General features: G+C 72.1%; 17 protein-coding genes. 10 read left to right on the top strand and 7 right to left on the bottom strand.

The features are described 5' to 3' along the window. Positions 1-41 precede the first annotated feature (41 nt). Positions 42-791, bottom strand: coding sequence for a Clp protease N-terminal domain-containing protein (locus ACF1AG_RS12235; protein ID WP_359599848.1), 750 nt, complete (start codon positions 789-791; stop codon positions 42-44). A gap of 87 nt (positions 792-878) precedes the next feature. Between ACF1AG_RS12235 and ACF1AG_RS12230 the strand changes: the two genes are divergently transcribed. Then, the gene (locus ACF1AG_RS12230) at positions 879-2,027 is read left to right on the top strand and encodes a DUF2786 domain-containing protein (protein WP_391809697.1); all 1,149 of its coding nucleotides are present in this window, start codon (positions 879-881) and stop codon (positions 2,025-2,027) included. 129 nt (positions 2,028-2,156) lie between these two features. On the opposite strand, the gene ACF1AG_RS12225 is transcribed toward ACF1AG_RS12230, so the two are convergent. Continuing rightward, entirely contained in the window at positions 2,157-2,669 is a 513-nt protein-coding gene (locus tag ACF1AG_RS12225) for a hypothetical protein (RefSeq protein WP_391809793.1), read from the bottom strand. A 421-nt stretch (positions 2,670-3,090) separates the two neighbouring features. Here ACF1AG_RS12225 and ACF1AG_RS12220 point away from each other — a divergent pair, with 421 nt between their 5' ends. Next, the gene (locus ACF1AG_RS12220; RefSeq protein ID WP_391809696.1) at positions 3,091-3,375 is read left to right on the top strand and encodes a DUF397 domain-containing protein; all 285 of its coding nucleotides are present in this window, start codon (positions 3,091-3,093) and stop codon (positions 3,373-3,375) included. 81 nt (positions 3,376-3,456) lie between these two features. On the opposite strand, the gene ACF1AG_RS12215 is transcribed toward ACF1AG_RS12220, so the two are convergent. Beyond that, the gene (locus ACF1AG_RS12215) at positions 3,457-3,942 is read right to left on the bottom strand and encodes an ATP-binding protein (protein ID WP_359599843.1); all 486 of its coding nucleotides are present in this window, start codon (positions 3,940-3,942) and stop codon (positions 3,457-3,459) included. A gap of 386 nt (positions 3,943-4,328) precedes the next feature. Between ACF1AG_RS12215 and ACF1AG_RS12210 the strand changes: the two genes are divergently transcribed. The 5 genes from ACF1AG_RS12210 to ACF1AG_RS12190 all read left to right on the top strand — a co-directional run bounded on the left by ACF1AG_RS12210 (position 4,329) and on the right by ACF1AG_RS12190 (position 9,271). Continuing rightward, positions 4,329-5,153, top strand: coding sequence for a helix-turn-helix transcriptional regulator (locus ACF1AG_RS12210; protein ID WP_359599903.1), 825 nt, complete (start codon positions 4,329-4,331; stop codon positions 5,151-5,153). Between the two features lie 124 nt (positions 5,154-5,277). Continuing rightward, on the top strand, positions 5,278-6,738 hold the full coding sequence (locus tag ACF1AG_RS12205) for an aldehyde dehydrogenase family protein (protein ID WP_391809695.1): 1,461 nt from the start codon (positions 5,278-5,280) through the stop codon (positions 6,736-6,738). Positions 6,739-6,817: 79 nt separating this feature from the next. After that, positions 6,818-7,459: a PadR family transcriptional regulator gene (locus tag ACF1AG_RS12200; protein WP_359599841.1), complete on the top strand. Its 642-nt coding sequence runs from the start codon at positions 6,818-6,820 to the stop codon at positions 7,457-7,459. Positions 7,460-7,535: 76 nt separating this feature from the next. Next, a complete protein-coding gene (locus ACF1AG_RS12195) occupies positions 7,536-8,507 on the top strand; it encodes an ATP-binding cassette domain-containing protein (RefSeq protein WP_359599840.1) in 972 nt (323 codons plus the stop codon). Then, positions 8,504-9,271: an ABC transporter permease gene (locus ACF1AG_RS12190; RefSeq protein ID WP_359599839.1), complete on the top strand. Its 768-nt coding sequence runs from the start codon at positions 8,504-8,506 to the stop codon at positions 9,269-9,271. Before ACF1AG_RS12195 ends, ACF1AG_RS12190 begins: the two co-directional genes overlap by 4 nt. A gap of 48 nt (positions 9,272-9,319) precedes the next feature. On the opposite strand, the gene ACF1AG_RS12185 is transcribed toward ACF1AG_RS12190, so the two are convergent. Then, positions 9,320-10,729, bottom strand: coding sequence for a glutamate decarboxylase (locus ACF1AG_RS12185; RefSeq protein ID WP_359599837.1), 1,410 nt, complete (start codon positions 10,727-10,729; stop codon positions 9,320-9,322). A gap of 53 nt (positions 10,730-10,782) precedes the next feature. Then, positions 10,783-12,069, bottom strand: coding sequence for an ion channel protein (locus ACF1AG_RS12180; protein WP_359599836.1), 1,287 nt, complete (start codon positions 12,067-12,069; stop codon positions 10,783-10,785). 101 nt (positions 12,070-12,170) lie between these two features. Between ACF1AG_RS12180 and ACF1AG_RS12175 the strand changes: the two genes are divergently transcribed. Together ACF1AG_RS12175 and ACF1AG_RS12170 are read left to right on the top strand one after the other, a co-directional pair. Then, on the top strand, positions 12,171-12,932 hold the full coding sequence (locus ACF1AG_RS12175; protein WP_359599834.1) for a MerR family transcriptional regulator: 762 nt from the start codon (positions 12,171-12,173) through the stop codon (positions 12,930-12,932). A gap of 189 nt (positions 12,933-13,121) precedes the next feature. After that, positions 13,122-14,042, top strand: a complete 921-nt coding sequence (locus ACF1AG_RS12170; protein ID WP_391809694.1) for a VTT domain-containing protein — start codon at positions 13,122-13,124, stop codon at positions 14,040-14,042. A gap of 33 nt (positions 14,043-14,075) precedes the next feature. On the opposite strand, the gene ACF1AG_RS12165 is transcribed toward ACF1AG_RS12170, so the two are convergent. After that, positions 14,076-15,770 carry a threonine/serine exporter ThrE family protein gene (locus ACF1AG_RS12165; protein ID WP_387795766.1) on the bottom strand — a complete coding sequence of 565 codons (1,695 nt, stop codon included), beginning with the start codon at positions 15,768-15,770 and terminating at the stop codon, positions 14,076-14,078. Between the two features lie 131 nt (positions 15,771-15,901). Next, entirely contained in the window at positions 15,902-16,393 is a 492-nt protein-coding gene (locus tag ACF1AG_RS12160; protein WP_024885835.1) for an inorganic diphosphatase, read from the bottom strand. 79 nt (positions 16,394-16,472) lie between these two features. On the opposite strand from ACF1AG_RS12160, the gene dacB reads away from it, so the two are divergent. Beyond that, positions 16,473-18,074: a D-alanyl-D-alanine carboxypeptidase/D-alanyl-D-alanine-endopeptidase gene (gene dacB / locus ACF1AG_RS12155; protein ID WP_391809693.1), complete on the top strand. Its 1,602-nt coding sequence runs from the start codon at positions 16,473-16,475 to the stop codon at positions 18,072-18,074. Positions 18,075-18,095 lie beyond the last annotated feature (21 nt).

The following is an 18,095-nucleotide window of genomic DNA, read 5'->3' as shown; positions in this document are numbered from 1 at the left end:
GTGACAACGGCCTGGTGGGAGCGGGCCGGCCGGGCCGCGGATCAGCCCTCCTGCGCCGGCTCGTCCCCCGTCCTCGTCTCCACGTACTGCGCGAGCATCTCGGCCACGTACCGCTCGGTGGCGTCCTTGGTGACGCCGAGGCCGCTGAGCACACCGGTGCCGTTCTCGTGCTCCAGGAGGGCGAGCAGGAGATGCTCGGTGCCGATGTAGTTGTGGCCGAGGCGCAGCGCCTCGCGGAAGGTCAGTTCCAGCACCTTCTTGGCGGCCGAGTTGTACGGCACCAGCTCGGGGGCGTTCTCGGCGGCGGGCGGCAGCGCCGCGCGCGCGGCGTCACGGACCGCGTCCACGGTGACGCCCTGTTCGGTGATCGCCTTGACGGCCAGGCCCTGCGGTTCGGCCAGCAGTCCGAGGACCAGGTGCTCGGGGCCCATCTCCGCGCTGCGGGCGGTCTGCGCCTCGTTGTGGCCGGCCATGATCGTGTTGCGGGCGCGGGGCGTGTAGCGGTTGAAGCCCTGACTCGGGTCGAGGTCGTTGCCGCCCTGGGGGACGAAGCGCTTCTGGGCGGCCTGGCGGGTGACGCCCATGCTCTTGCCGATGTCGGTCCAGGAGGCGCCGGAGCGCCGGGCCTGGTCGACGAAGTGGCCGATCAGATGGTCCGCGACGTCGCCGAGGTGCTCACCGGCGAGCACCGCGTCCTGGAGCTGTTCGAGCGGTTCGTCGTGGACCGTCTTGATGGCCGCGATGAGGTCGTCGAGACGGACGGATGACTTGATGGCGGGGTTCGTCGTCATGTGTCAACCGTAAGTTGACAGTGCCAGGGTGTCAACCCGTCGTTGACACTTCCGGGTGACGGGGCGCGGCGTGGCACGATCGGCCCTGTGAGTATGTCCGGCACCGTCGACCGCGCCTTCCGCTCCGCCCTCTACGACACGGGCGACGACACCCTCGACACGGGGGCGTCCCTGCTCGCCGCCGACCCCGCGGCGGACGCCGAGCTCGCCCGCCGCGGCGAGGACATCGTCGCGTCCGCCTGGCGGCGGGGGTGGCAGCCCGCGGACGTCGTCCGGGTGGTGCGGCGGGAGCTGGACGAGACGCACGTCCGTCTGGCGGGCTCGCTGATCCGTGCCCAGGCGCGGCGGGACGGGCGGGCACGGGGGGCGCGGTGGGAGGCGCAGGTCGCCGAGGTGCCGACGTCCGACGCGGCCGCGCTCGGTGACCGGTTCTCGTACGCCACCGCCGTCCTGGAGCTGTACCGGCTGCTGCTGCGCCTGCCCTCGCTGGAGCCGCTCGACCAGGCGGCGGGGGCGTCGACGTCCTCGCCGTCCGGCGGGCGGGAGCGGAGGCCGGAGTCACGGATGCTCGGGCGCATCCGGGCGCTGCTGGCGAAGGCCGAGGCGACCGGGTTCCCGGAGGAGGCGGAGGCGCTGAGCGCCAAGGCTCAGGAGCTGATGGCGCGGCACAGCGTGGACGAGGCGCTGCTCGCCGCGCAAGGGGCCGTCGCGGAGGGGCCGGACGCCGTCCGGATCGGGGTGGACCCGCCGTACGAGCAGGCCAAGGCGGTGCTGCTGGACGCGGTGGCCTCGGCGAACCACTGCCGGGCGGTGTGGAACGACGCGTTCGGGTTCTCGACGGTGGTGGGGTTCGCGTCCGACCTCGAGGCGGTCGAACTGCTCTACACCTCGCTGCTGGTGCAGGCGACGGGTGCGATGACCGAGGCGGAGGCGGCGCAGCGGGCGGGCGGCCGGAAGCGGACGAAGACGTTTCGGCAGTCTTTTCTGGCGGCGTACGCCCAGCGGGTGGGGGTGCGGTTGGCCGCTGCCGCGGCCGAGGTGCCGGTGGGGGAGGGGCTGTTGCCCGTGCTGGCGTCGCGGGAGGTCGCTGTGGGGGAGCGGATGGAGCGGTTGTTCCCGTCCACGTCGACCACGCGGTTGCGAGGGGTGAGTGATGTGGCGGGGTGGCAGGAAGGGAGCCGGGCGGCGGAGGAGGCGGTCACCGCGGCGCGGGGGCGGTTGGGGCGGCGCCGCTGACGTCGGGGTGCGGGCGCGTCAGCGGCGCCGCCTGCGGGTGCCGTCTGCGCCCGCCCGTGCCGCCCCGAGCGGCACGACTGCCCCCGGACGGTGCGCGTGACTGCCCGCAGGCGGCGGGATCGCCTGTCCCTACGAGCCCAGGCCCTCGGTCGGGAGGCCCGGGGGCAGGCTGCCGCCCTCTGCCTTGGTGTACGTTTCCTCGCCCGCCGGGCCCTCCCACGTGACCGTGAGGGACTTCCCGTCGACCGACGTCACCGTCCCCTTCGTGCGGTCGCCGTTGCCCGTCGGGCACTTCAGGGTGATCGTCGGCTCGGTGTCGCCCTTCGCCGTGCCGCTGCACACCGTGCCGCCCGTGGCGAAGAGGGCCGCCTCCTCGCCGTTGACCATCAGGACCACCGCCTTGCCGTCCGCGGTGGTGAGCCAGCTGCCCTGGAGACCGCCGGCCGGGGCGTTCTCGGAGCCGCCCGTGCCGCCGCCGGAGTCCGCGGTCCGTGTGACGGACGGGGTGGGCGTGGCCGAGGAGTCGTCCGAGCCGCCGTCGCCGCCGCACGCGGTCAGGGCCAGCGAGCCGGCCAGACCCAGGGCCGCGGCCGTCCACCGGGCCCGCCCGAAGCGCCCTCCGCGCGTGTGCGCCGGACCCATGTGCGCCGGACCGGTGTGCCCCGCCGAAGTCTCCACAGTCACCGTTGGTCCCCTCCCTGGTTCCGGCCCGGGTGGCCGGACGACCGGAGTCAGCTAACAGGAACCGCACCGCGCCCGGCCAGGGTTGCGTGACGGACCTCGCACCATCGACGCCGGCCCGCCCGGAGCACATCACCTGCCACCCACCGGAAGGGCACATGAGGGAACACAATCGCCCCTGCGCGCGTCTCTAAGGCAGCGGGGGATCGGTAAGACGTCCGTCAAAGCGGGCACCGTGCGGCGAGTGAGGCTGTAACCGCGCCGCCACCCCTCGTGCACGTGCATCTGCGCCTGCATATGCACGTGAACGGAGTTATGATCCGGGTCAGTTGACCACTGCATCAATGGCCACACCAGCCAGTGCACCAGCGGGGAGCGACCTGTGGACCACGACGTGTACGACGGTGACGGGCACGACGGTGCCGGCGCGTTCGGCGTGTACAACGGCATGGCGGCCACCCGGCTGGACGGTGTGGCCTGGCAGAAGAGCAGGCACAGCAACTCGCAGGGGTCCTGCGTGGAGTTCGCCCGGCTGCCCGGCGGGGAGGTCGCGGTGCGCAACTCCCGCTTCCCCGAGGGCCCCGCGCTCGTCTACACCCGCGCGGAGATCGAGGCCATGCTGCTGGGCGTGAAGGACGGCGAGTTCGACCACCTGGTGGCGAGCTGACCGCGGGCGGCGCAGGCGCGGGCCGGGTCCGTCGGACGCGACGCGCGTAGACAAGCGGCACGCGCGTGCGCCGTGCGCAGATCAGGGCTGTGGGAGCCGGAACAGCGCCCACACCACCTTGCCGCTGAGCGCACCGGCCAGCGGGTGCCAGCCCCAGCTCTCGCTGAAGGAGTCGACCAGGAACAGCCCGCGTCCCGACTCGGCGGAGCAGTCCTCGGACAGGTCCTCCGGCTCGCGGGTGACCGGGCCCTCGTCGCTGGGGTCGCGCACCGCGCACACCAGCCGTCCGGTCCACCGCATCAGGTGCAGCCGCACCGGGGCCTCCGCGGCGGCGAGGCGCGGGGTGGCCGCCGGCAGGGCGTGGCGCAGGGCGTTGGTGACGAGCTCGGAGACCACCAGGCAGACGTCGTCGAACCGCTCGCCGAGGTGCCACTGGTCCAGGGTGTCCCGGGTGAACTGCCGGGCCTCGCGCACCGCTTCGTAGCGGGCGTGCAGGGCGCAGGAGGCGGCGTCCGAGGCGGCCGCGAGGTTCAGCGGCGGAAGGCCCTGCCGTAACGGCTCGAGCATGGTCGATCCATTCGTCCCCATGCGAGGCACTCCCGGAATTCGCGGTCGTAGCGAGGCGGCGGTGGTGCGGGGCCCATGGTTTCGGATGCGCACAGCAGATGCAAGGGCAGATGCACGTGCAGCTGACCGAAATCAGCCCTACCGTTCTGGTTTGTTGGGCAATTTTTCCGTCATCCCCGCGTCTCCTCCTGGCTGTTCTCTTGCCCCCTTGTTGCGTGGCGGTGCCCGTTCCGTGCCGCTTCCTGACCGGATCGTGCGGCCGAATTCCGTTTGTGTAATCGGTCGAGTACTGCTCGGAGTGTTTTAGTGGCAGACTGCGGGCCTTGAAGACGTTGGGGAGGCTGTCGAACGTGAGCGCGGGAGAGCCGGGATCGGTGGTGCGGCGCATGCTGCTCGGATCACAACTCAGGCGACTGCGTGAGGCGCGGGGGATCACGCGCGAGGCCGCGGGCTACTCGATCCGCGCCTCCGAATCGAAGATCAGCCGGATGGAGCTGGGCCGGGTGAGCTTCAAGACCAGGGACGTGGAAGACCTGCTGACGCTGTACGGCATCACGGACGAGCAGGAGCGGGCCTCGCTGGTCTCCCTCGCCAAGGAGGCCAACGTGGCGGGCTGGTGGCACAGTTACTCGGACGTCCTGCCCAGCTGGTTCCCCACCTATGTCGGCCTGGAGGGCGCGGCCTCGCTGCTGCGCGCCTACGAGGTGCAGTTCGTGCACGGCCTGCTGCAGACCGAGGAGTACGCCCGCGCCGTGGTGCGGCGCGGGATGAAGAGCGCGAGCGACGCCGACGTGGACCGCCGGGTGGCGCTCCGGATGGAGCGGCAGAAGTACCTGGTCGCGGAGAACGCCCCGGAGTTCCACGTGGTGCTCGACGAGGCGGCGCTGCGCCGGCCGTACGGCGACCGCGCGGTGATGCGCGGGCAGCTCCAGCACCTGATCGACGTCTCCGAGCGGCCCAACGTCCGTCTCCAGGTGGTGCCGTTCAGCATGGGCGGCCACTCCGGGGAGTCCGGTGCCTTCACCATCCTCAGCTTCCCCGAGTCCGACCTCTCGGACGTGGTGTACCTGGAGCAGCTCACCAGCGCGCTGTACCTGGACAAGGCCGAGGACGTGGCCCAGTACGAGAAGGCGCTCAAGGAGCTGCAGCACGACAGCCCGGGTCCCGACGAGAGCCGCGACCTGCTCCGAGGGCTGCTGCAACTGTCCTGAAGGACACCGGCGTCTGTCCGTACAGCACCTTCAACTCCCCTGCCGCACAAGTACGATGACGTGTGATCACACCCCGGTGTGCTGATCGTGTTTCTGCTGACGCAGCGAGGGATCGAGGGATCACATGTCGTCGTACTTCACCGACCTGGCTCAGCAGTACATCGACGGTGAGTGGCGCCCGGGCACCGGCTCCTGGGACATCATCGACTTCAACCCGTACGACGACGAGAAGCTCGCGTCGATCACCATCGCCACGGTCGACGAGGTCGACCAGGCGTACCGGGCGGCGGCCCGCGCGCAGAAGGAGTGGGCGGCCACCAACCCCTACGCCCGCCGCGCGGTGTTCGAGAAGGCGCTCCGGCTGGTCGAGGAGCGCGAGGAGGAGATAGCCGAGGCGATCGTCGCCGAGCTGGGCGGCACCCGACTCAAGGCGGCCTTCGAGCTGCACCTCGCCAAGGAGTTCCTGCGCGAGTCGGTGCACCTGGCGCTCGCCCCCGAGGGCCGGATCATCCCCTCGCCGGTGGACGGCAAGGAGAACCGCGTCTACCGCGAGCCGGTCGGCGTGGTCGGCGTGATCAGCCCGTTCAACTTCCCCTTCCTGCTGTCGCTGAAGTCCGTCGCCCCCGCGCTCGCGCTGGGCAACGGAGTGGTGCTCAAGCCGCACCAGAACACCCCGGTCGTCGGCGGTTCCCTGATCGGGAAGATCTTCGAGGACGCGGGGCTGCCCGCCGGGCTGCTCAACGTCGTGATCACCGACATCGCGGAGATAGGCGACGCCTTCATCGAGCACCCGCTCCCGAAGGTCATCTCCTTCACCGGCTCCGACGAGGTCGGCCGGCACGTCGCGACCGTCTGCGCCTCCCTCTTCAAGCGCGCGGTGCTGGAGCTGGGCGGCAACAGCGCGCTGGTGGTCCTGGACGACGCCGACGTGGACTACGCCGTGGACGCGGCCGTGTTCAGCCGGTACGTCCACCAGGGCCAGGTCTGCATGGCCGCCAACCGCATCCTGGTCGACCGGGCCGTGGCCGACGAGTTCACCGAGAAGTTCGTCGCCAAGGTGCGCACGCTGAGGGCCGGCGACCCGCGCGACCCGGAGACCGTCATCGGCCCGGTGATCAACTCCCGGCAGGCGGACGCGCTCACGGGCGTCGTCGAGCAGGCACTCTCCGAGGGCGCCACCGCCCTGGTGCACGGCGGACGCAGCAACAACGTGGTCGAGCCGTCCGTCGTCACCGGGCTGCCGGCCGACTCCGCCCTGCTGCGGCAGGAGGTCTTCGGCCCGGTCGCCTTCCTCGTCCCGTTCGACGGCGAGGAGGAGGCGGTGCGTCTGGTGAACGACACCCCCTACGGGCTCAGCGGCGCCGTGCACACCGGGGACGTCGAGCGGGGCGTGCGGTTCGCGAAGCGGATCGACACCGGGATGTTCCACGTCAACGACGGCACCGTGCACGACGAGCCGATCGTCCCCTTCGGCGGCGAGAAGCACTCGGGCGTGGGCCGGCTGAACGGCGACACGATGCTGGACGCCTTCACCACCACCAAGTGGATCTCGGTGCAGCACGGCCGCAGCGGCTTCCCGTTCTGAGCGGTCCGGTTCCGGGCCGTCCGGCGCGCATCCGTGGGCCGCTCCCGGCGCCGTCCGGGTGCGGCCTACGCTGGTCGGCATGTCAGTGATCCGTCTTCTCGTGCTCGGCGCGGTGCGTCAGCACGGGCGGGCCCACGGCTACCAGGTGCGCAACGACCTGGAGTACTGGGGCGCGCACGAGTGGTCCAACGCCAAGCCCGGCTCGATCTACCACGCGCTGAAGCAGATGGCCAAGCAGGGGCTGCTCGTCGCGCACGAGACCGCCCCCTCCACGGCCGGCGGCCCGCCGCGCACCGAGTACGAGGTCACCGAGCAGGGCACGGAGGAGTACTTCCGGCTGCTGCGCGAGGCGCTGACCTCCTACGACCAGAAGCCGGACGTGCTCTCGGCGGGGCTCGGCCTGATGGTCGACCTGGAGCGCGAGGAGGCCCTGGCCCTGCTGGAGCGGCGGCTGGCGTCGATCGAGGAGTGGCGCAAGGCGGTCACGGAGTACTACGTCCCGGAGAACGGGCCCGGTGAGCTGGGGCACATCGGCGAGATCATGGACTTCTGGGTCCACTCGGCGGACACCGGGGCCGCGTGGACGCGCGGCCTCGTCGCACGCATCCGGGGCGGCGCCTACACCTTCGCCGGCGAGGGCGAGCCGTTCGTCGGCGTGCTCGCCGAGGGCGAGGACAACCCGTACGCCACGGAACAGCGGCATCCCGGGGAATCCGAGTAATCAAGTTTGATAAGTGAGTGCCTCGGGTATTACGCTGCCTGGCACTAGTCAACTTTGACTAATGAGAGGGGCTTCAGTGTCCGACGCGGCGATCACCGTCGAAGAAGCACGCAAGACGTACCGGGGAGCCAAGGGATCGGGCACGGCCGCACTCGACGGACTCGACCTCACGGTCGCCCGCGGCACGGTCCACGCGGTGCTCGGGCCGAACGGCGCGGGCAAGACCACTCTGGTCCGGGTCCTGTCCACCCTGCTCCGCCCCGACTCCGGCCGGGTCGTGGTGGCGGGACACGACGTGGTGCGCGAGGCGTACCAGGTGCGCCTGCGCATCGGCCTGCTCGGCCAGCACGCGGCGCTCGACGAGGAACTCGGCGGCAGGCAGAACCTCGACCTGTTCGGCCGCCTCCACCACCTGGGCGCCCGGCGGGCCCGCGCCCGGGCGGACGAACTGCTGGAGCGCTTCGGGCTCGCGGAGACCGGAGCCAAGGCCGTGGGGCGGTACAGCGGCGGCATGCGGCGCCGCCTCGACCTCGCCGCCTCCCTGATCACCGAACCGGAGGTGCTCTTCCTGGACGAACCGACCACCGGACTCGACCCGCGAGGCCGCGCCGAGGTGTGGGACGCGGTGCGCTCCCTGGTCGGTGGCGGGACCACGGTCCTGCTCACCACGCAGTACCTGGAGGAGGCGGACCAGCTGGCCGACCGGGTGTCGATGGTGGACTCCGGCCGGGTCGTCGCGGACGGCACGGTGGACCAGCTGAAGACGGCCACCGGCGGCGACCGCATCGACGTGGTGGTGCGCGACGCCGGGCAGCTGGAGGCGGCGGCGGGCCTGCTGCCCGTACCGCGGGAGGCGGTCGCCGTGGACGCCGACCGGCGGCTGCTGAGCGCGCCGGTCACCGACCGCATGGCGGCCCTCACGGCCGTGGTGCGAGCCCTGCAGGAGGCCGGCGTCGAGGCCGAGGACGTCGCTCTGCGCAGGCCCACGCTCGACGAGGTCTTCCTGCACCTCACCGGGCGCGACGAGCGAGTGAAGGAGGCAGCATGACCAGCACGGTGTACGCACTGACCGACTCCTGGACCATGACCCGCAGGGAGCTGGCCCGCTGGGGACGGCAGCCGGCCGCGGTGGTGGTGAACCTGGTCTTCCCGGTGATGCTGCTGCTGATGTTCGGCTACCTCATCGGCGGCGGGCGGGGAGTGGGCGGCGACTACCTCGGCTATCTGCTGCCGGGGATGCTCGCGCTCAGCATGGCCTTCGGCCTGGAGGGCACGATGATCGCCGTCACCCAGGACATGAACAAGGGGGTCGTCGACCGGTTCCGGTCCATGCCGATGGCCGACGGCGCGGTGCTGGTGGGCCGCTCCGTCGCCGACATGCTCCAGTCGGTGCTCGGCCTCACGGTGCTGCTCGGCGTGGCCGCCGCGCTCGGCTGGCGCACGGACGCGGGCCCGGGCGCGTTCCTGGGCGCGCTGGGACTGCTCCTGCTGCTCCGGTTCGCGATGCTGTGGGTCGGCATTCTTCTGGCGCTGGTGGCGGGCAAGCCGGAGATGGTGCAGGCCGTACAGATCCTGGTCTGGCCGTTCGGCTTCCTGTCCACCGTCTTCGCCGTCCCCGAGTCCATGCCCGGCTGGCTCGCGACGGTCGTGCAGTGGAACCCGATCTCCCACACGGCCGCGGCCGTACGGGACCTGTTCGGCGCGCCGGGAGCGGAGTCGGGGCACGTGGGGGCCGCGGTCCTCTGGCCCCTCGCCCTGCTCGTGGTGTTCTTCCCGCTGGCGGTACGGCGGTTCGCCCGGCTCAGCAGGTAGGGCGCGCGTGGTCCGGCTCCCGTCCGTGCGGGAGCCGGACCACCCGGCTCAGTGGTGGAACCCGGTCGCCGCGTTCCGGTCCCTGGTGAGCGGGTGCGACTGGCTCCTCAGATCGGGCAGCAGCCGGGTCAGGTCCTCGGCGAACAGGGCGGCGAGGTCCTCGGAGAAACCGTTGCGGCACACCACCCGCAGCACCGCGAGGTCCTGACGGTTCGCCGGGAAGGTGTACGCGGGCACCAGCCAGCCGTTCTCCCGCAGCCGCCGCGCCACGTCGAACACGTCGAACGCCGTCACGTCCGGCGCGGTGGTGAACGCGAACACCGGCAGCTCGTCGCCCCGGGTGAGCAGCCGGAAGTCGCCGAGCGCCTCGATCCGCGCGGACAGCCCCGTGGCGACGTCCCGCGCGGCCTGCTGCACCGCGCGGTAGCCGTCCCGGCCCAGCCGCAGGAAGGAGTAGTACTGCGCCACCACCTGGGCGCCCGGCCGGGAGAAGTTCAGCGCGAAGGTCGGCATGTCGCCGCCCAGGTAGTTCACCCGGAACACCAGCTCCTCGGGCAGCGCCGCCGCGTCCCGCCACAGCACCCAGCCCACCCCCGGGTACACCAAACCGTACTTGTGTCCCGAGGTGTTGATGGACGCCACCCGGTCGAGGCGGAAGTCCCACACCAGGTCCTCGTCGAGGAACGGCGCGATCATCGCCCCCGACGCCCCGTCGACGTGCACCGGGATGTCCAGGCCCGTGCGCTCCTGGAGGTCGTCCAGGGCCGCGCACAGCTCGGCGACCGGCTCGTAGGACCCGTCGAAGGTGGAGCCGAGGATGCCGACGACGCCGATGGTGTTCTCGTCGCACAGCTCGGCGGCGGCCGCCGGGTCGAGGTGGAAGCGGTCGCCCTCCATGGGCACCTGACGGGGCTCCACCTCGAAGAAGGTGCAGAACTTGTCCCAGCACACCTGGACGTTGATCCCCATCACCAGGTTGGGGCGGGCCTCCCGCGAGGGGTAGCGGCCGGCGTTGCGCAGCGCCCAGCGCCGCTTCAGGGCCAGGCCCGCCAGCATGCACGCCTCGCTGGAACCGGTGGTCGAACAGCCCACGGCCTTCGACGGGTCGGGCGCACGCCACAGGTCGGCGAGCATCGCCACGCAGCGCCGCTCCAACTCGGCGGTGCGCGGGTACTCGTCCTTGTCGATCATGTTCTTGTCGCGGCACTCCATCATCAGCACCCCGGCCTCGGGCTCCATCCAGGTGGTGACGAAGGTGGCCAGGTTCAGCCGGGCGTTGCCGTCCAGCATCAGCTCGTCGTGCACCAGCTGGTACGCCGTCGACGGGGCCATGGGGCCGTCCGGGAGCCGGTGCCTGGGCGGAGCCTGGGTCATCCCCCCGACCGGGTTCGCGGGCCCCAGGAAGGGGTTGACGGACATCGGGCGCTCACCGGCAGGCCGGCCGGGGTGCAGCGGCATGGATCCTCCATAGGGGTCGGGCGGCCCGGGGCGGGACCGCCTGGGGAGCGGGGTCACCTGACGGCCGTCCCGTCCGGCCGCAGCTGCATGTGCGGGCGGCCGGTGACGAGCAGCCAGGCGGGCAGGGAGGCGAGGCAGAGCAGCGTGAGGATGCCGGGGGAGGAGGCCAGGACGGCTGCGACGAACAGGCTCACCCAGCCCTGCCGGGTGACGGCCAGCAGCACGCCCAGGACGGCCGCCGACACCCCGACCGCCGGGTGCACCCCGGGCACCAGGGCGTGCGCGCACAGGCCGAGCGCGGTCCCGATGAACACCGACGGGAAGATCCGGCCGCCGCGGAAGCCGCAGGACGCGGCGACCAGCAGCGCGGCCAGCTTCACCACCGTCATCACGGCGAACTCGCCCGCCGTCCAGCCGTCGGGGTCGGCGGCCAGCTCGGCGATCTCGTCGAGCCCTTTGAACAGGGTGAGGTGCCCGCCCAGGGCGGCGAGGGCGCCCAGGACCACCCCTCCGGCCGGGAGCATCAGCATCGGGTGCCGCAGCCGCCGGAACGCGCCGTGCACGTACGGGAAGGCGTAGACGGCGCACATGCCGAGCAGCGCGCCCGCCGAGGCCACCACGAGCGACGCCAGCAGATCGGCCCAGCCGGGCCCCGCGAACGCCGGCAGATGCAGGTCGAAGCTGGGCTCCGAGACCAGCGTGGTGGTCAGCGCGCCGGCCCCGGCGGCGGCCAGCGGTGCGAACAGGCTGTCCCACAGCTGGCCCTTGACGCGCTGCCCGGCCAGCGCCTCGGAGATCACCAGCGCGGCGGCGACCGGCGTGCCGAACAGCGCGCCGATGGTCCCCGCCTCCGCCAGGGCCACCCAGCCCCGCCGGGCCGTCTTCGGGAAGGCGCGGGCTCCGAACCGGACCGCCAGCGAGACGTTCACGGCGATGATCGGGTTCTCCGGTCCCAGGCTGGGCCCGCCCGCCAGGACCAGCGCGGTCACCAGCAGCAGCCCGGGCAGCACCGCGAGCGGCAGCACCGGCGCCTCCAGACCGGTGGTCGCCGGGTCGGGGCCCGCGTGTCCGGGGACCTTCCACACCACGAGCCCGACCGCGACACCGGTGGCGGTCAGCACAGCGAACATCCACGCCACGGAGTAGCGCCCCACGCCGAGCGCGTCCGGCAGGTCCTGCCAGAGCGCGTGCTGCAGTTCCTCGGCGGCCGCGCTCACCCCCAGCAGGACCAGGCTCGTCACCACGCCGACCAGCAGCGCGGGCACGATGGTCGGCAGGAGGGAGCGTGCCGAGGCCGCCGGGGCGGTGCCGGGCGCCGGCTGCGTGCTGTCCTGGGCCACGCGCACACGATAAAGGGGGTGAAAGGGATAAACCGGTAACCCGCTTGCACCTCACGTGGCGTGAGGACCCAGCCTGGAACGCGCAAGGGAAGGGAGCGGACATGAGCTGGTCCGTAGGACAGGTGGCCGGATTCGCCGGCGTCACGGTGCGCACCCTGCACCACTACGACGCCATCGGCCTGCTCGTGCCGAGCGAGCGCAGCCACGCGGGGCACCGGCGCTACAGCGACGCCGACCTCGACCGGCTGCAGCAGATCCTGTTCTACCGCGAGCTCGGCTTCCCGCTCGAGGAGGTCGCCGCGCTGCTCGACGACCCGGACGCGGACCCGCGCGCGCATCTGCGCCGCCAGCACGAGCTGCTGACCGCCCGGATCGAGAGGCTGCAGAAGATGGCGGCGGCCGTGGAACAGGCCATGGAGGCACGCACGATGGGAATCAACCTGACACCCGAGGAGAAGTTCGAGGTCTTCGGCGACTTCGACCCCGACCAGTACCAGGAGGAGGTCCAGGAGCGCTGGGGCGACACCGACGCCTACCGCCAGTCGCGGGAGCGGACGGCCTCCTACACCAAGGAAGACTGGCAGCGGATCCAGGACGAGGCCGACGAGCTGACCCGGCGCTTCGTCGCCCTGATGGAGGCGGGCGAGCCGTCGGACTCCGAGGCGGCGATGGACGCCGCAGAGGACCACCGGCGGGGCATCTCCCGCAACCACTACGACTGCGGGTACGAGATGCACACCTGCCTGGGCGAGATGTACGTCAACGACGAGCGGTTCACCCGCAACATCGACCAGGCGAAGCCGGGACTGGCCGCGTACATGCGGGACGCGATCCTCGCCAACGCCGTACGGCACACCGTCTGACGGTCGTGGGCCCGGCCGCACCGGGCCACGACCAGCGGCGATCACCCCACGGCGCCGGCTCGCGGCTTTGCGCGGGGCGGGGCACAGTGCATCCTGGGTACCCCCGCGGAACCTGGGCTTCTACGGCTGCGTTCATAATTTGGGCAGCCAGCCCCGCCCTTGACCCCCAGCTGCAGGAGCCACATCCCCGTGACCACGCTTGCGCTCGGCCCCGAGTGGCTGAGCCCGGACTACCTCATCGAGACCTTCAGCCTTCCCGGCATCCTGCTGATCGTCTTCGCGGAATCCGGACTCTTCGCGTTCCTGCCCGGCGACTCCCTGCTGTTCACGGCGGGTCTGTTCGTGGCCGAGGGCACCTACATCAGCCAGCCGCTGTGGCTGGTCTGCACGCTGATCGTGCTCGCCGCCGTGATCGGCGACCAGGTCGGCTACATGATCGGCAAGTACTTCGGGCCCAGGCTGTTCAACCGGCCCAACTCCAAGCTCTTCAAACAGGAGAACCTGGAGAAGGCCCACGACTTCATGGAGAAGTACGGGCCCAAGGCGATCGTCCTGGCCCGCTTCGTGCCCATCGTGCGGACCTTCGCGCCCATCGTGGCCGGCGCCGGCCGGATGAAGTACCGCACGTTCTTCACGTACAACGTCATCGGCGGCATCGCCTGGGGCACGGGCGTCACCCTCGCCGGGTACTGGCTGGGCCAGATCTCCTTCATCAAGGAGCACGTCGAGGCGATCCTCATCCTGATCGTCTTCCTCTCCGTGGTGCCGATCATCGTCGAGTACCTGCGTGAGCGCGGCAAGAAGAAGCGCGCCGCCGCCGAGGCCCCGGCCGCCGCGCAGCACCCGCAGCCGCCGGTCATGGACGACGCCACCACCCAGCTGCGCCGCATCAGCCCGGCCGCCGCTCCCCAGCAGCCCCGCCCCCAGCAGCACGGCGGCCAGGGCGGCTACCCGCAGCAGCCCCACCCGCCCTACGGCGGCCAGCCGAACGGCTACCCGCAGCAGCAGCCCCGCCGGCAGCCGTACGGCAACGACCAGCAGCGGTACGACCAGCAGCAGTACGACCAGCAGCGGTACGACCAGCAGCAGCCGTACAACGGCGGCCACTGAGCGATCCCTGCCGGGCGGCGGGCGGTACGCGGGTCAGAAACCCCGCGTCCGCTTCGCCGCCCGTCGCTTCTCCGCCGAGCCGATCCGCAGGAACAGCCGGGAGATCTCCGAACCGAGGTTCACCCCGATCGCGATGGCCATCGCCAGCGCCACCGCCTTGGTGAGCGAGGCGAGGCCCGAGTCGACCTCGTTCTGGGCGATGCCCAGCAGACCGAAGTACGTGGCCGAACCGGGCAGCAGCGGCCCGATCGCGGCCGTCGTGTACGGCAGCGCGGACGCGAACCGGTAGCGGGCCAGCAGCTGCCCGAACAGGCCGACCACACCGGCCGCCACCGCCGTGGACGCCACCGGCGAGATGTCGCCCGCGTCGTGCATCGCCCCGTACACCACCCAGGCGACCCCGCCGTTCAGCGTCACCATCAGCACGGTGGACCTCTCCTGCTGGAGCAGCACCGCGAAGGCGAGCGACAGGCCCAGGGACGCGGCGATCTGGAGCACCGGCTGCGGGTCGGACCCGCCGAGCGCGGCGTCCGGCACCAGGTTGGCGCCGAGCTGCACGCCGAAGTACAGCACCGTCAGCACGCCGATCACGATGCCGACGAAGAAGTACAGCACCTCCAGCAGACGCGCCGACGCCGTGATGTAGAAGCCGGTCAGCCCGTCCTGCACGCCCGCCACCAGCGCCCGTCCGGGCAGCAGCGCGAACAGCCCACCGGTGATCACCGCGGACGCCTTCACGTCCGCGTGCGCCAGGGTCAGCGCCACCCCGATCGCGGCCGGCGGCGTCGCCGCCACCGTGAACTGGTAGAACTCCGGCAGCCCGCGCCCGGCGCACAGCCAGGCCAGCCGGTCGCCGAGCATGGCACCGACCGCCGCCGCGACGAACACCAGCAGACCACCGCCGACCAGCACCGAGGCGGAGCCGGCGAGCAGCCCGCTCGCGGCCGTCAGCGCCCAGCCGGGGTAGGGGTGCCGGTTACGGCGCATCTCCGCCAGCCGCCGGTACGCCTCCTCCAGGGACACCTGGGTCTCGTCGTCGCTGAGGTCGTCCACCAGCTGGTAGACGGCCGCCAGCCGGGTGTAGTCGGGGCTGCGGCGGCGCACCGTGCGGGAGGCGGTCACCGGGTCGTCGACCAGGGACGGCTGGTAGGAGACCGCGAGCAGGGTGAAGGTGACGTTGGGCTCGCAGCGGTCCAGGCCGTAGGAGCGGCACACGGCGAACATCGCCGCCTCCACGTCCTCGGCGCCCTCGCCGCCGGCCAGGAGGAGCTCCCCGATACGCAGGCTCAGGTCGAGCACGCGCGGCACGGCCGGGCCGGAGTCGTCGTGCCGCTGCACCGGCTCCGGGGCCGGCCGCTCGGTCACCGGCATGCGCAGCATCGTGCGCATGCGGTCCTGCCAGGGCACGTCCTTGGTCAGCCGGACCAGCGGGACGCCGGTCGGCGGGGTGAACGTGGCCTGCCGGGCGCTGTACGTCCTCGGCGTGCTGAACGCCGAGCCCTCCGGCTCGTGCTGCGGGGGCGGGGCGACGTCAAGACCGTCCGGAAGGGCGAATTCCGAGGTGGTCTCGGACTCCTGTCCCGGCTTCGGCACGGCCAGCCCGTCGGGGAGGGCGAACTCGGACGTCGTCGACGACTCGTTGTCGGCCGTCGCCGCGAGACCGGAAGGGGGTACGAAGGCGTTCCTCGCCTCGTCCGACTGCGGCTTGCGGTCCTCCGCGTCCGTCACGTGCCTTTCTCTCCCTGCTGACGACACCGTCCTTCAGTGTGCCTTCTGCCCCGCCAGTATGCGCACGCCGCACGACGACGGGCCGCACGCGTCGGCGTGCGGCCCGTCGTCACGTCCCGTGGTGCGGGGGCTCAGTGACCGCCCTGGTCCTTGAAGCGCTTGTAGGACCGCTCGATCTCGGCCTCGGCGTCCACCCGGCCGACCCAGTCGGCGCCCTCGACGGACTTGCCCGGCTCCAGGTCCTTGTAGACCTCGAAGAAGTGCTGGATCTCCAGGCGGTCGAACTCCGACACGTGGTGGATGTCGCGCAGGTGCTCCACACGCGGGTCCGTCGACGGGACGCACAGCAGCTTGTCGTCGCCGCCGGCCTCGTCGGTCATGCGGAACATGCCGATGGCGCGGCAGCGGATCAGGCAGCCCGGGAACGTCGGCTCGTCCAGGATGACCAGCGCGTCCAGCGGGTCGCCGTCCTCGCCGAGGGTGTTCTCGACGAAGCCGTAGTCGGTCGGGTAGGCGGTCGAGGTGAAGAGCCGACGGTCCAGGCGGATCCGACCCGTCTCGTGGTCCACCTCGTACTTGTTCCGCGAACCCTTCGGGATCTCGATCGTGACGTCGAACTCCACCGGACGCTCCTCCATGATCAGCACATCGTTCTGGTGGTTAAGTGTCCCTCACGCAGGTGTGTGATCGCGAAAGGGGCTGGTGGTCGTGCCAGAGCTGAGGCCTTGGCGGGCCGCGGGACCGCACGTCGTGCGGATCGCGGACGCCGTACGACCGCGTCTGGCGCGGGTCGCCGCGGCCACCGGGCCGTGGTTCACCAGGGGACGCCGGCCGGGATCGCCGGGGGCCCCACGGGTCGCTCGGCCCGGAACCGGCTGGTACACCGCGACCGCCGCCACCGCCGGTCTGGCGCTGGCCGCGGGAGTGGCGACCGCCGCCGGCCCCTGGGACTCCTCGGGTCAGCGTACGGCCGAGCGGCACCGGGCCGTGGCCCTGGAAGCCTCGCGTGGCACAGATCACGACGGCTCCCGGGCGCGCGCCGGCACCCCGCCGCGCGGACCGCAGGCCGCCCCGCCCGCCCCGTCCGTGCTCACCGGCCTCGGCGGCACCGCCACCGCCGCCCGTTCGGCGCCCGCCGGGAAGGCGCTCGCAGCCGTCCTCGACCCGCTGCTGAAGGACCCGGTGCTGGGCCGCCGCTCGGCCGCCGTGGTCGACGCCGCCACCGGCCGCCGCCTCTACGGCGCGGACTCCGGGAACGCTCTCACGCCCGCCTCCACCACGAAGATCGCCACCGCGGTCGCCGCGCTGTCCGCGCTGGGCGCCGACCACCGGCTCACCACTCGTACGGTCTACGAGCCCGACACCGAGGAGGTCGTGCTGGTCGGCGGCGGCGATCCGACGCTCACCGCCCGCAAGAACGCCAAGGGTTCCGCGAGCCTGCGCGACCTGGCCGCCCGTACGGCGGCCGCCCTCGCCAAGCGGGGCGTGCGCAAGGTGACGCTGTCGTACGACACGACCCTCTACAAGGGCGACACGGCCCACCCGATCGGGCGGCGCAACGAGAACCTCGCCGCCGTCACCCCTCTGATGGCCGACGAGGGCCGCACCGACGACTCCTCCAGCGGACCCGTCGAGCGTGTCCCCGACCCCGCGGCGGACGCCGCCCGGACGTTCGGCGACCTGCTGAAGACGCACGGCATCACGGCCACGCCTCCCGGCCCGTCGAAGTCGACCACGCGCGCCACCACCCTCGCGACGGTCTCCTCGCCGCCGCTCTCCTCGCTCGTCGAGCGCATGCTGACCGAAAGCGACAACGACATCGCCGAGGCGCTCGCCCGGCACACCGCCGTGGCCACCGGCAAGAAGGCCGACTTCGCCGGCGCGGGGGCGGCGGTCACCGCGCGCCTGAAGGCGCTGAAGCTGCCCGTGAAGGGCGTGGTGATCAAGGACGGCAGCGGGCTGGACCGTGGCGGGCGGCTCACCGCGGACCTGCTGACCGCCCTCCTCGTCAAGGCGGGCGACCCCGCCCACCCGGAACTGCGCTCCGCCCTCACCGGCCTCCCCGTCGCCGGCTTCACCGGCACGCTGTCCAGCCGCTACGCGGACGGGGCGGCGGGCCTGGTCCGCGCCAAGACCGGCACGCTGACCGGCGTCAACACGCTCGCCGGCACGGTCGTGGACCGCGACGGCCGCCTGCTGGCGTTCGCGTTCCTCGCGAACGACACGGCGGGGGCGGAGGCGGCCCAGACGACCTTGGACAAGGCCGCGACAGCCTTGGCGACGTGCGGTTGCCGGACGCCGTAGAGGGCTTCACGGAACGCGGCA

This window comes from Streptomyces sp. NPDC014764, from assembly GCF_043082785.1.
Lineage (GTDB): Bacteria > Actinomycetota > Actinomycetes > Streptomycetales > Streptomycetaceae > Streptomyces > Streptomyces althioticus.
Note: the sequence above shows the minus strand (reverse complement) of the source record. Positions and strands in the feature narration are given on the sequence as shown.